The following is a 12396-nucleotide window of genomic DNA, read 5'->3' as shown; positions in this document are numbered from 1 at the left end:
TAGGAACTCGACACACCAGCACCACTGTTAGCCTCTTAGTTCAGTTGGTCCGATCGAAAGGACAGTCGTGACCCCGAAAACCCTCGTTACCGGCTTCATCACCGCAGCTGCAGCGGCCGCTGTGGTTGGCGGCGCCGCGGCGGGTGTGACTTCCATTGCATCCAGCGGAATGTCGAGCGCCCCAGCCGTCCAGCCGGTCGTGTTCGGCGCCCCGCTGCCGCAGCTTCCCGCGCCCGACCTCGAAGCGCCGCTGGTCCAGACCCTGCAGGCGCTCGCCGGTGGCGGTTCGTTCAAGGGCAAGGCGCCCTATATCCAGGGCGGTATCGGACGGGTCGAGAGCATCGCCGCGGACCGCGCCTACAACCAGGCCGCCGCCGAGGGCAAGTTCCCCTTGACCTTCGTCGTCGCCAACATCAACCAGGAGGGCGGCGTCGCTTACGCCGACGTCACCGCGACTGCGGCGACCGGCGGCACGGCCACCCAGAACATCCAGTTCGTGGCAGGCCCGAGCCCCACCGGCTGGCAGATCTCGAAGGGATCGGCCCTGTCGCTGCTGTCGTCGGTCGGCTGACGCGGGTCGTTGATCCGTTCCCGAATCGCAGTCCTGAGTGCCGCCACGGTCACCGTGGCGGCACTCGGGCTATCGGGGTGCGGCAACGACGACCGGCCTGCGGCGACGCCTGCCACCTCACCCACGGCGTCGGAGCTCATGCCGCCGCCACCCCCGCCCGCTGACCCGCTACCCGCCCCGGATGCGCTCACCGGAGTCCTCTATCGACTCGCCGACGTCAACGTCCCCGGCGCCGAGAAGGTCAACCTCGTCGAGCAGTCGACCCCGGACGATGCCGCCGCCCTGGACAAGTTCGGGCGCGCGCTGGTCGACAACGGCTTCACGCCGCTGAGCTTCGAGGCCACCGATCTGGCGTGGTCGCAGACCGAACCCGGCAACGTGGTCGCCACGATCAACGTCAGCACCGCGGGCGACGAGCCGAGCCGCCGGTTCAGCTTTCCCATGGAGTTCACGCAGAGCGGCCCAGACTGGCAGCTGACCAGACACACCGCCGACCTACTGCTTGAGATGGGTGCCGCCGCGGCCCCATCGCCGACGCCGCCCCGCTGACATGTGGATCGGCTGGCTGGAATTCGATCTGCTGCTCGGCGACGTGCACTCGCTCAAACAGAAACGCTCGGTCATCCGGCCGGTGATCGCCGAACTGCAGCGCAAGCTGTCGGTGTCGGCCGCCGAGAGCGGCAACCAGGACCTGCACCGGCGTGCGGGCATCGGCATCGCCGTCGTGGCCGCAGACCGCGCGCACGTGGTCGACGTCCTCGACGCCGCCGAGCGCATGGTCGCCGGCCGCCCCGAGGTCGATCTGCTCTCCACGCGCCGCGGTCTGCACCGCAGCGACGACTGAACTAGATACCGCCGCCGAGTTGCCGTTTGCGCCGCAGCGGCATCGGCGCGACTGCGCCCGGCGCCAATTTGCGCACGCTGATCAGGAATGCCGTGTGGCCGCGCATGGTGTGCTGCGGGCGCACCGCGAGACCCACGACGTGCCAGCCGCGCTGCATGCTCTCCCACGCGCGCGGTTCGGTCCAGCACTGCTGCTCACGCAAAGCCTCCACCGCGCGCGACAGCTGGGTCACGGTCGCGACGTAGATCATCAACACCCCGCCCGCCACGAGCGCCTGCGAGATCGCGGGCAGCACTTCCCACGGGGCGAGCATGTCGAGGACGACGCGGTCCATCTCGGGCCCCGTGTACTCGGCGACGTCACCGATCACGAGGTCCCAGTTCTGTGGCCGCTCACCGAAGAACGTGATGACGTTCCGCTCGGCGTGCACGGCGTGGTCATCGCGGACCTCGTACGACGTCACCCGGCCTTCCGGTCCGACGGCGCGCAGCAGCGAACAGGTCAACGCGCCTGATCCGGCGCCCGCCTCCAGCACGCGCGCGCCGGGGAAGATGTCGCCTTCGTGCACGATCTGCGCGGCGTCCTTCGGGTAGATCACCTGCGCGCCGCGCGGCATCGACATCACGTAGTCGACCAGCAGCGGCCGCAGCACGAGGAACTGATCGCCGCTCGTGGATTTGACGACGCTGCCTTCCGGCAGCCCGATCACCTCGTCGAACGGGATGATGCCGCGGTGCGTGTGGAACTCGCCGCCCGGGTTGAGCACCATCGTGTAGTGCCTGCCCTTCGCGTCGGTGAGCTGCACGCGGTCACCGACGGCGAATGGTCCTGTTCTTGGCACAGTGGTCCAGCCTGCCAGTTGCGCCGACGGGCCGAGTGCGCGGGGTTCCGCAAATTTGTCACCGGCCGGTCATAGGCTGCTGAGTATGAGTGACGAGCCGGCCGCAGTGGTGCGTCGTCCAGCGTTGTCGCCGTCACGGGCCAGCGATTTCAAGCAGTGCCCGCTGCTGTATCGGTTCCGCGCGATCGACCGCCTGCCCGAGCCGCGCTCGACTGCGCAGCTTCGCGGATCGCTCGTGCACGCCGCACTGGAGCAGCTCTACGGGCTGCCCGCGGCCGAGCGGGGGCACGACACCGCGATGCGGCTCGTCGAGCCGGCCTGGGACCGCGTGGTGGCCGCTGAGCCCGAACTGGCCGACATCGAACAGCCCGCCGTGCTCCTCGACGAGGCTCGGGCACTGTTGTCGGGTTACTACCGGCTGGAGGATCCGACGCGATTCGATCCCGAATGCTGTGAGCAGCGGCTCGAAGTGGAGCTGGCCGACGGCACCCTGCTGCGCGGGTTCGTCGACCGCATCGATCTCGCCCCGACGGGTGAGTTGCGCGTCGTCGACTACAAGACCGGCAAGGCGCCGCCCGAGGCCAGGACCCTCGCCGAATTCAAGGCGATGTTCCAGATGAAGTTCTATGCCGTCGCGTTGCTGCGATCGCGCGGCGTGATGCCCGCCCGGTTGCGGCTCGTGTATCTGGCCGACGGCCAGGTGCTCGACTACGCCCCCGACCATGACGAACTCGTGCGTTTCGAGCGCACCCTGATGGCCATGTGGCGAGCCATCCAGGCCGCCGGAGCGACCGGTGATTTCCGGCCGAATCCGTCGCGGTTGTGTTCCTGGTGTGCGCATCAGACGTTGTGCCCGGCGTTCGGCGGGACGCCGCCGCCGTACCCGGGTTGGCCGGAGGAATTCGCTGCATGATCGGGTGCCACTACCGTCGGACCGGGTCCGACGGTGAGTTCCAGTTGTTCGAGTCCACCGCCGACACCCGGAGTAACTGGGATCCGGCGATTCAGCATGGGTCGCCGCCGCTGGCGCTGCTGACCAAGGCGATCGAAGAGCTCATGGCCCCATCCGGGTTGCGGATCGGGCGGTTGACGCTGGACATCCTCGGCGCGATTCCGGTTGCGCCGGTGCGCGTTCGGGCGAGGGTCGACCGTCCCGGCGCGCGGATCTCGATGGCCGTCGCGGAGATGGCCGCCGCCCGGCCCGACGGCACGTGGCGCGCCGTGGCGAAGGTGACGGCATGGTTGCTGGCGACCAGCGACACGAGCGACGTGGCCACCGACCGCCACCCGCCGCTCGTCGAGGGTGAGGCCGCCGAGGTCGCCCACAACTGGGAAGGCGCACCCGGATACCTCGACACCGTGTCGTGGCGTCGCCAGCGCACCGCGGAAGGCGAGGCCGCCGAGGTGTGGATGAGTCCGCTGACGCCGGTGGTCGACGACGAGGAGACGACGGCCATCCAGCGGCTCGCACTCGTCGTGGATTCCGCCAACGGCGTTGGCGCAGCGCTCGATCCGCAGCGGTTCGTGTTCATGAACACCGACACCTCGGTGCATCTGCACCGTCTCCCGGAGGGCTCGGACTTCGCGTTGCGGGCGCGCGGGTCGATCGGCCCGGACGGCATCGGTGCCACGACAGCCGAGATCTTCGACCGCAAAGGGTTCATCGGGACCTCCGCGCAAACCCTGCTGGTGATGCGGGCACCGTGATCGACGCGCTCCGCCGTCAGTTCGAGCTCGCCTGGGCGCTCGCCGATCTGCACCTGGCTTCGCTCACCGCCGACGACTTCCTCTGGGCGCCAGCGCCTCTGGTGTGGACCGTGCACCAGGACGCGTCGGGACGCTGGTATCCCGACTGGGCCGATACCGAGCCGGACCCGATCCCGGTACCCACCATCGGCTGGCTCACGTGGCACATGATCTTCTGGTGGTCGACGGCGCTCGCTCACTTCACCGACCGGGTGCCACCGCAGCGCACCGAGATCGACTGGCCCGGCCCCACGGCTTCGGTCGAACGCATCCGGACGTTGGCCACCCAGTGGCGTGATCTGTTGGATTCGTTGACGGCCGCGGATCTCGCAGCCACAGCGGACTTTCCGTGGGGTGAGGGGTCTGGCCGCACCGTCGCCGACACCGTCCTGTGGCTGCACGTCGAGCTCACGAAGAACGCTGCCGAGATCGGTCAGCTGCGCATGCTGCGCGCGGTGAGCTGACCGAGGTCTCGGCCTCGCCGGTCTACACCCAGGGCGTGCTATGCGGTGACTCGGAAGACTTGGAATTCGACGATGGGTCCGGGTTGGATGCGTCCTTGGCCGACGAAGATGGTTTGGTTGACCCATTTGTATTTGGGGTGGCCGGATTCCAGGCGTGGGGTGGTGACGAAGTAGTGGTCTCCGAAGTCGGTGCCGGTGGTGGCGCCGCCGAGGGCGTCTGCGGCTGCTTCGGTGACTTCGACCAGGCCTTGGTAGCTCATGTAGATGACGGCGCCGTCGTCGGTGTAGAACTGGGCGCGTACGTCGAGTCGGCCGTAGCCGTCCTCGCCGGCCAGTAGCCAGTCTCCGCCGCCGGGGGCGGCGGTTCCGCTGAATCGGTTGCCGGTGACTTTGCCGCCGGTGACGGCGAGGACTTGGCGTAGTCCGTAGGGTCCCGGGCCGACGATCTGGGGTTCGGCAAGCTCTGCGGTGTAGCTGAACTCCGGCTCCAACTTCATTGGGCCGCACCCACTCCCGCGGCAGCCATCACAGCTGACATGCCCTCGGCGATCACGTCGGGTCCGAAAGCCTCGACCACGACGTTGGGATTGAAATACTCGCGGATCAGCACAACCTTGCCGTCCCGGATCCGCATGTGGGTGCAGTAGGTGTTGGCGTAGATCTTTCCGGTCTGCGTGACCGTCGCCTTTCCGTGCAGTTCCAGAATGAAGAGTTCCGGGTCGGTCGTGTCGTGCACGGTCAGCGAATCGATCCGCAGGTCCGGCACGGAGTAGAAGAACCAGTCGATGAAATGACCGATCAGATGCCGGCCAGGGACGGTATCGGCGAGCGGCTCTGGAGCGAAGGGCATCTCCCAGACGGCATCCTCGGCAAAGATGTCCTTCCACGCCTCCAACGCCTCGCCGCGAGGTGGACCATCATCGAGGGCCGACCAGAATCGCTCAACCGTCGCGCGGTTGTCCGTTTGTACGCTCATGCGCCGCCTCCATCCTTTGGTCGGCTGCTGACTCAGCCGAGTGACCAAATCGACATTGCACGATATGTCGTTAATAGTCAACAGTGTGTCGACACCATTTTCGACGTTGCGTTGATTACTACCGACTACTCGTCTACTCTCGTGGATGGACTTGCCGCCGTTCCGCGGCACTCGCGTACCCCCCCACAAACGAGGAATCGCCATGAAAACGACCAACAATCGCCTCTTCCGCCTGCGGCGGCGGCCGCAAGGTCAGGTCACCGAGCGAGACCTCGAATGGGTTGAGGAGTCCATCGGTGCACTTGCCGAGGGGCAGGCGCTGGTCCGCACCCTGTACCTGTCGCTCGACCCGACAAACCGGGTCTGGATGAGCCAGTTGCGCTCATACATCCCGCCGGTCGAGTTGGGCGCGGTGATGCGCGGCCTCGGTGTCGGGCAGGTGGTCGAAAGCCGCCGAGACGATCTGCCTGTCGGCGCGTTCGTGCTCGGCTTCACCGGGTGGCAAGAGTATTGCGTCGCTGACGATTCCGTTCTGGAGTTCCCGTTCACCGTTCTGCCGGACCCGCTGCCTGCGCCGCTTCCCGCATTCCTCGGAGTACTCGGCCACACCGGCATTTCCGCGTTCATCGGCGTTGAGCTGGGCGATCCTCAGCCGGGTGAGACGGTTGTCGTCTCAGCCGCGGGAGGCGCCGTCGGTTCTATCGCCGGACAGCTCGCAAAGCAGCGTGGCGCCCGGGTGGTCGGCATCGCCGGCGGCGCTGAAAAGTGCCGACATCTGGTGGAAGAACTGGGATTTGACGCATGCGTCGACCGACACTCGGACAACTGGCGTGAGCAACTCGACGACGCGACCCCCGACGGCGTCGACGTCGACTTCGAGAACGTGGGCGGCCCCATCATGGACCATGTGCTGGGCCGGCTGAACATCGGCGCGCGCGTGGCGTTGTGCGGTCTGATCTCGGAGTACGACACTTACAGCGAGAACGGTGACCAACCGGGCCTGCGCAACGCCAACCAGTTGCTCATGCAGCGAGCGACCTTGCGGGGCTTCATCGTTACCGACCACATCGACCGCTACGCCGAGATCATCGGAAAGCTCGCTGCGGCACTGGGCGAAGGCTCGTTGACATACGACGAGACCATTGTCGAAGGCCTGGAGAACGCTCGGGAGACGCTCAATCAAGCGCTGTCCGGCGGCACCCGAGGGAAAGCGGTCGTCCAAGTCGCACCTCTCCCCTGAGCTCCGGGGCCATTCAGAGCACTGAACCAACACCGAGCCGAGTTTCACCGGATTTGCGGCTCACGTCATTTCACTGATGCACAACAGCTTTCTTGCGGTTCAACGTGACACCGGGCGAGCACTACGACCTCGGCGTCGGTCCCACGATTGTCGGTGCGACCGCTCCAGAGTTCAGCCTGTGCGACGGTAGCCGACTCGGAATCGTGGCCTGGGCGAGCGCAGGCGACCTCGATATGGCGGCATTCCGACAGACAGCCACCGCTGATTCGGCCGACTGAGCGGTCACGTTAGCGGGTGGAAGTTCCTGTGACTCAGCTGATCCCGTCCGGGTTTGGCGGCTGCACCTCGCGGCGGAGGATCTTGCCGGTCGGGCCTTTGGGCACGGCGTCGACGAACCAGATTTCGCGCGGGTACTTGTACGCTGCGATTCGGCCTCCGACGAAGGTTTTCAGTTCGTCGGCGTCGGCATGCGCGCCACGTTTGAGCGCCACGGCCGCGCCGACCTCCTCCCCGAGGTCTTCGTGTTTGATGCCAATCACGGCTGCTTCGGCGACCGCAGGATGTTCGTAGAGAACTTCCTCGACTTCGCGGGGATACACGTTGTATCCACCTCGGATGATCAGATCCTTCTTCCTATCGACGATGGTGTAGTACCCGTCGCTGTCGCGCGTGGCGATGTCCCCAGTTCGGAACCACCCATCGGGGATGGCTTCGGCTGTTGCGTCAGGCCGGTTCCAGTATCCCTTCATCAGATTCTCGCCCTGAATGGCGATCTCGCCGGGTACGCCGTCGGGAACGTCTGCGCCGTCGTCGTTGACGATCCGCAGCGCGCAGCCCCGTACGGGTATCCCGATGGTGCCGGGTCTGCGTTCGTGCCCGGGTTGGTTGAAACAGGCAATTGGTGCCGTCTCCGAGAGCCCGTACCCTTCGTAGATCTCGCAGTCGAACTTCTTCTCGAACGCTCTGAGAATTTCGACGGGCATGGGTGCGCCGCCGGTGATACACGTGCGGAGCGAGGACATGTCGGTGTCGTCTGCGTCGGGAGAATGCACCATCGCGGCATACATGGTGGGCACGCCCTCAAGAACCGTCACTCGATCGCGTGCCACCACCTCCAGGGCCTTCGTCGCGTCGAAGCGTGGAACGAGTGTCAGCAGGGCAGCGGCTTTGACCGCTGCATTGAGTCCGCAGGTGAGGCCGAAGACATGAAACAACGGCAGGCAACCGAGGATCACGTCTTCGGGGCCCACGTTGATCAAGGTGTCCACTGTCGTCGCAGCGTTGGTCGACATGTTCCGGTGGGTGAGTTCTGCACCCTTGGGCCTTCCTGTGGTCCCGGAGGTGTAGAGGATGACAGCGGTGTCGTCGTCGGTTCGATCGGCTGCCTCATAGATCTCGTTGCCGGACAAGTTGATTGGGCCCGTAGGAGGTACCAATACCGAACGAATCCCAACCCTCTCCGCCGCGGCCGACACGACGGCTTCGCTCCCATCCATCCCGTACACCAGCTTCATACCCGAGTCGGTGAGGTAGTACTCGACCTCGCGCGCGCTGAGCAACGGATTCATCGGCACTGCAACCGCTCCCGCCAGGAGGGCACCGTAGAACAGCACGGGGTACGCGGGGACGTTTGGAAGCATCAGACCCACGCGGTCGCCGGGGAGCACGCCCCGGGCTCGCAGATCTCCGGCCACAGCCGCGGCGCGCTGATGTAGCTGCCCGTAGGACAGGACGTACTCTTCGAGCTTCACGGCTGGCCGGTCGCCGTATTTGTGGGCGGTCGCGACGAGATTGCCGGCGAGGTTGGACACGGTTGACTCCTGCTTTGAAATAGAGCTCGCATTTCATTCCGCGGCCGGCGTGCGAATCCCGTTTGAGCGCAAGCAGAACAGCGGCCAAATCTGAGCAGACGGTCGGCGCCGGCACGAACGTCAAGAGCCGGGCCGATGCAACACGCCCAGTATGCACTGCGCGTGCAGTATTATCAACACATCGTCGATTTAATTTCCCGGTGCGTCCTACTGCGCTACACGGGCTTCGCAGTTGGTCTGACCTATCATGGTCGTCATGGCGTCCACTTCATCTTTCAGCCTTGGCGCAGCGGAAACACGGGTGGGCCGGCGAAACATCAAAGGCGACAGGCGCGAGCAGGCAATCCTGGAAGGTGCTTACGACCTGTTGCGCACGGCGCCCCTGCGCAACATATCCATCGACGATCTCACCAAGCGCGCGGGGCTGTCGCGCTCATCGTTCTACTTCTACTTCGAGTCCAAGTGGCAGGTACTGTCCGCGCTGCTCTCGCGGGTCACCGCCGATGTGTTCCAAGCGTCGCAGCTGATTTTTGAGCGTCCGGCCGGGATGCCGCCGGAGGCGGCCATCGAGCACGCGGTCAAAGAGGTCATCCACGTCTGGGAGCGCCACGGTCACGTTCTCCGTGAAGTCGGCGACGCCGCGGCGGCCGAGCCGGACCTGCAGACGCAGTGGGACACCATCCTCGGCCGGTTCATCGACGCATCGGCCGCCAGCATCGAGCGAGACAGAGCTGCCGGCGTGGCAATCGAGGGGCCACCGGCCAGGTCATTGGCCGCGGCGTTGATGTGGATGGGCGAACGCAACCTCTCGTTGATGAGTATGCGCAGCGAGAACGCAATTCCGTTGGAGAGCATGGCCGAAACGGTGACCACCATTTGGCTCCGGACGGTCTACGGCCTCGACTGGAAGCCTGCTGAAAAATCCACTAAGCGCCGCAAGCCCTCTGCGAAGAAGGCGTGATCGACGCCTTTCGCAGAGGGCTTACCTGACTTGCAGGGTGCGCTCGGAAACTATTGGTTGTCCAAGGCCATTTTCGTCATGTTCAGCCCCGGCATGAGCATGTGGCCGCCCTCGACCAACATCTCGAGGCCTGTCGTCCATCGTGATTCGTCGGAGGCAAGCCACAGCACCGCCTCACTCATGGCCTGCGGCGGCAGCAGGCCCACATCCCGGAGAACCGCCCAGTACTTCGCGCCCTGTAGATCCTCTTTGACGCCATTTCCGGGTCCCTTCCCCGCGCAAAGGTCATAACCACCTTGCCAATCCAGGGCGGGAGTATCAGTGGGCCCGGGAAGGAGCGAGTTGACGCGAATGCCGTACTGGCCGAACTCGAGTGCCGCGCTCTTCGCCAATCCGAGTACGCCGTGTTTCGACGCGACATAGTGCACGTAGTGGGGAGATCCCTCGACGCCGTTGCCGGACGAGGTAATGATCACCGAGCCACCCCCGCGCGCCTTCATGGCGGGGGTTACCGCCTTGAGGGTGCGCCAGGGCCCCATGATGTTGACGTTGAGCACATCGAGGAACTCGTCCTCGGGAATATCCGCGAACGGGTGCACCGTCCAGATGCCTGCGTTGGCCACTGCCACATCGAGCCCGCCGAAGGCCTCCACGCCCTCAGCGACCAACCGGTCCAGCGGGGCCTGCTCGCGGACGTCGCCTTGATGCGCGATGATTCGCCGACCCAGCGCCTCGACTTCCTTGACCGTGATCTCGAGATCGGCAGCCGTGGCAACCGGATACGGAACTCGGCCGTTCGCCGGGCAGTCGAAGGCGAGGATGTCTGCACCTTCCTGGGCGAGGCGGATGGCATGTGCCCGCCCCTGCCCTCGGGCCGCGCCGGTGATGAGCGCGACCTTTCCTTCCATGCGTCCCATATCTACTCCTCTTCTCAGTGATTCTTAACGGTCAGCCTGTCGATGAGACCGTTTGTGGTGCAACGGTTATAGATCGATACCTCACCTACTTGGCCTGATCAGCTGGAGCAGGACATCGATTCCGGGAGGCTCGGTCCAGACATGTGTCGCGTCTCCCATCACAATCGGTTCTGCGATCGGATCCGCGCGCCCAGGCCCCCGGATCGCGCAACCGACGAGTTCAGGGCCATCGGCGTCGTGTAGTTGTAGGGCCACGTGGTCAAGCTTGGCCGGTGCTCCGCCGAGGGCTGCATCAAGCGCATCCCCGTCGTGGACGGTGTACAACTCGACCTCCGCCCCGGAAAGGTTGAGAAACGCTGCGCTGATGCTCATGGCCGGAACATCAACCACGCGAGCAACTTCGACGCCAAACCGATCACACCACTGCGTACGGGCGAAGTCCAGGTCGCGCACGAGGATTCCGACGTGGTCGAGCCGAACCGGTCCGGCGGCTGGTGGCGAGGTCACTGCCGGCCCGCCGCGACGAAGTGTGGTGCAAGGCCCGGCGTCGGCTCAGTCCAGCGCTGCGTGATCACTTTGGACCTCGTGTAGAAGCGGTAGCCGTCATAGTTGAGGCCGTCATCTCCGAAGCGTGAGTCTCCCCATCCACCGAAGGCGAACCAGGAAATCGGCACGGGGATAGGCACATTGATCCCGACGCTGCCAGCCGTCACGCCCCGGCTGAACCGACGCGCCGCCGTGCCGCTGCCGGTGAAGATGACTGCGCCGTTCCCGTAGGGGTTGTCGTTGACGATCTGCAGGGCCCGCTCGAGATCGTCGGCGCGCACGACGCTGAGGACCGGTCCGAACACTTCATCGCGGTACAGGTCGCTCTCGACGCTGACGCGGTCGACCAGACTCGGGCCGATGAAGTAACCGTCCCCTGCCGCAGGCCGGTCACGGCCGTCGACGATCAGTTGGCCGCCCTGCTCAACCGAGCGTTCCAACGCCCCGCGGACCCGATCGAGCGCGCCCGCTGAGATCAGCGGCCCCATGTCGATACCCGACGCCGCGCCGTCGCCCACCCTGAACGCTCTTGCGCGGTCGGCAATCTTGTCTACCAGCGCGTCTGCCGCCGAACCGACGGCGACCGCGACCGTCACGGCCATGCATCGCTGACCCGCGGCACCGTACGCCGCCGACACCAGCGCATCGGCGGCAGCGTCGAGGTCCGCGTCGGGCATCACCACAAGGTGGTTCTTGGCGCCCCCGAGGGCCTGCACCTTCTTGCCGGCCTCAGCCGAGCGCCGGTAGATCGCACGCGCTACCGGAGTGGACCCGACGAACGACACTGCCGCGACATCGGGGTGGTCGATGAGCGCCTCGGCTGCTTCGACACCGCCGTGCACCACGTTGAGCACGCCGTCCGGCAGTCCTGCCTCGCTCATGATCTGCGCCAACCGCACCGATGCCGAGGGCACCTGCTCACTTGGCTTGAGCACGAACGTATTCCCGCACGCGATCGCGGCCGCAAACATCGACACCGGCACCATGACCGGAAAGTTGAACGGCGTGATTCCAGCGCACACTCCGAGAGGTTGCCGGAAGGAGTATGTGTCAACCCCGTTGGCGACCTGCTCGGCGTACTCGCCCTTGAGTTGCTGGACAACCGAAAGCGACACGTCGACGGCTTCGATCGAACGCGCCAACTCTCCCCTGGCGTCCGCAAGGGTCTTGCCCTGTTCTGCGGTGATGATCGCCGCCAAGTCGTCGATCAGCTCATGCAGCAGCACCCGGAAGCGGTGCAGCACCGATGCACGGACGGGGCCGGGGGTATCGGCCCAAGCCGCCGCGGCATCTCGCGCACTGACGACGGCTTCGTCGACCGCATCGGCGCCGCCCAGCACGACAGTGCCGATCACGCGCCCCGTAGCGGGATCATGGATCTCGGCGCGTGGCCCCTCCGTCGAGGACACGGCCGCGCCGCCGATCCAATGCGGCACGGTGTCAAGAGATACATCGATGGTCACAGCAACTCCAATGCTC

The 12396-nt window shown here is 65.7% G+C and carries 16 protein-coding genes; 9 read left to right on the top strand and 7 right to left on the bottom strand.

Going from position 1 to position 12396, the window contains the following annotated elements; genetic code table 11:
* Window positions 1–67: 67 nt before the first annotated feature.
* Genes AWC31_RS33285 through AWC31_RS33275 form a run of 3 tightly spaced genes read left to right on the top strand, consistent with a single transcriptional unit; the run spans window position 68 to window position 1415 of the window.
* Window positions 68–571: an MTB12 family secreted protein gene (locus AWC31_RS33285; protein ID WP_085149622.1), complete on the top strand. Its 504-nt coding sequence runs from the start codon at window positions 68–70 to the stop codon at window positions 569–571.
* Between the two features lie 9 nt (window positions 572–580).
* Entirely contained in the window at window positions 581–1120 is a 540-nt protein-coding gene (lppK, locus tag AWC31_RS33280; protein ID WP_085149619.1) for a lipoprotein LppK, read from the top strand.
* Between the two features lies 1 nt (window position 1121).
* A complete protein-coding gene (locus AWC31_RS33275; RefSeq protein ID WP_067852927.1) occupies window positions 1122–1415 on the top strand; it encodes a DUF503 domain-containing protein in 294 nt (97 codons plus the stop codon).
* 1 nt (window position 1416) lies between these two features.
* Here the strand turns inward: AWC31_RS33275 and AWC31_RS33270 are convergent, their stop codons facing one another.
* A complete protein-coding gene (locus AWC31_RS33270) occupies window positions 1417–2256 on the bottom strand; it encodes a tRNA (adenine-N1)-methyltransferase (RefSeq protein WP_110775371.1) in 840 nt (279 codons plus the stop codon).
* Window positions 2257–2341: 85 nt separating this feature from the next.
* Here AWC31_RS33270 and AWC31_RS33265 point away from each other — a divergent pair, with 85 nt between their 5' ends.
* The 3 genes from AWC31_RS33265 to AWC31_RS33255 are packed head-to-tail and all read left to right on the top strand — an operon-like array spanning window position 2342 to window position 4466.
* Window positions 2342–3169: a RecB family exonuclease gene (locus tag AWC31_RS33265; RefSeq protein WP_067852931.1), complete on the top strand. Its 828-nt coding sequence runs from the start codon at window positions 2342–2344 to the stop codon at window positions 3167–3169.
* Window positions 3166–3963, top strand: a complete 798-nt coding sequence (locus AWC31_RS33260; RefSeq protein ID WP_085149612.1) for a thioesterase family protein — start codon at window positions 3166–3168, stop codon at window positions 3961–3963. The genes AWC31_RS33265 and AWC31_RS33260 overlap by 4 nt, the downstream gene beginning before the upstream one ends.
* Window positions 3960–4466, top strand: coding sequence for a DinB family protein (locus AWC31_RS33255; RefSeq protein ID WP_085149609.1), 507 nt, complete (start codon window positions 3960–3962; stop codon window positions 4464–4466). The genes AWC31_RS33260 and AWC31_RS33255 overlap by 4 nt, the downstream gene beginning before the upstream one ends.
* 38 nt (window positions 4467–4504) lie before the next feature.
* Here the strand turns inward: AWC31_RS33255 and AWC31_RS33250 are convergent, their stop codons facing one another.
* Both AWC31_RS33250 and AWC31_RS33245 read right to left on the bottom strand, forming a co-directional pair.
* Window positions 4505–4963, bottom strand: a complete 459-nt coding sequence (locus AWC31_RS33250) for a DUF3237 domain-containing protein (RefSeq protein WP_085149585.1) — start codon at window positions 4961–4963, stop codon at window positions 4505–4507.
* Window positions 4960–5442, bottom strand: coding sequence for a nuclear transport factor 2 family protein (locus AWC31_RS33245; RefSeq protein WP_085149606.1), 483 nt, complete (start codon window positions 5440–5442; stop codon window positions 4960–4962). The genes AWC31_RS33250 and AWC31_RS33245 overlap by 4 nt, the downstream gene beginning before the upstream one ends.
* 202 nt (window positions 5443–5644) lie before the next feature.
* Between AWC31_RS33245 and AWC31_RS33240 the strand changes: the two genes are divergently transcribed.
* Window positions 5645–6682 carry an NADP-dependent oxidoreductase gene (locus AWC31_RS33240; protein WP_085149602.1) on the top strand — a complete coding sequence of 346 codons (1038 nt, stop codon included), beginning with the start codon at window positions 5645–5647 and terminating at the stop codon, window positions 6680–6682.
* Between the two features lie 92 nt (window positions 6683–6774).
* Window positions 6775–6960 (top strand): hypothetical protein, encoded by a 186-nt coding sequence (locus AWC31_RS33235; protein ID WP_085149600.1) that lies wholly within the window; start codon window positions 6775–6777, stop codon window positions 6958–6960.
* Window positions 6961–6993: 33 nt separating this feature from the next.
* Here AWC31_RS33235 and AWC31_RS33230 read toward each other — a convergent pair whose 3' ends face one another.
* A complete protein-coding gene (locus tag AWC31_RS33230) occupies window positions 6994–8493 on the bottom strand; it encodes a long-chain-fatty-acid--CoA ligase (RefSeq protein ID WP_085149597.1) in 1500 nt (499 codons plus the stop codon).
* Window positions 8494–8740: 247 nt separating this feature from the next.
* Here AWC31_RS33230 and AWC31_RS33225 point away from each other — a divergent pair, with 247 nt between their 5' ends.
* Window positions 8741–9454 carry a TetR/AcrR family transcriptional regulator gene (locus tag AWC31_RS33225; RefSeq protein ID WP_234817078.1) on the top strand — a complete coding sequence of 238 codons (714 nt, stop codon included), beginning with the start codon at window positions 8741–8743 and terminating at the stop codon, window positions 9452–9454.
* A 50-nt stretch (window positions 9455–9504) separates the two neighbouring features.
* Here the strand turns inward: AWC31_RS33225 and AWC31_RS33220 are convergent, their stop codons facing one another.
* The 3 genes from AWC31_RS33220 to AWC31_RS33210 form a co-directional block, all read right to left on the bottom strand.
* Complete coding sequence (locus tag AWC31_RS33220; protein ID WP_207626466.1) at window positions 9505–10371, bottom strand: mycofactocin-coupled SDR family oxidoreductase; 867 nt, start codon at window positions 10369–10371, stop codon at window positions 9505–9507.
* An 81-nt stretch (window positions 10372–10452) separates the two neighbouring features.
* On the bottom strand, window positions 10453–10878 hold the full coding sequence (locus AWC31_RS33215; RefSeq protein WP_085149594.1) for a VOC family protein: 426 nt from the start codon (window positions 10876–10878) through the stop codon (window positions 10453–10455).
* Entirely contained in the window at window positions 10875–12380 is a 1506-nt protein-coding gene (locus tag AWC31_RS33210) for a CoA-acylating methylmalonate-semialdehyde dehydrogenase (RefSeq protein WP_085149591.1), read from the bottom strand. The genes AWC31_RS33215 and AWC31_RS33210 overlap by 4 nt, the downstream gene beginning before the upstream one ends.
* Window positions 12381–12396 lie beyond the last annotated feature (16 nt).

It is taken from the genome of Mycolicibacterium wolinskyi (genome assembly GCF_002101965.1).
Taxonomy (GTDB): Bacteria; Actinomycetota; Actinomycetes; order Mycobacteriales; family Mycobacteriaceae; genus Mycobacterium; species Mycobacterium wolinskyi.
This window is presented reverse-complemented; position numbering and strand designations above follow the sequence as displayed.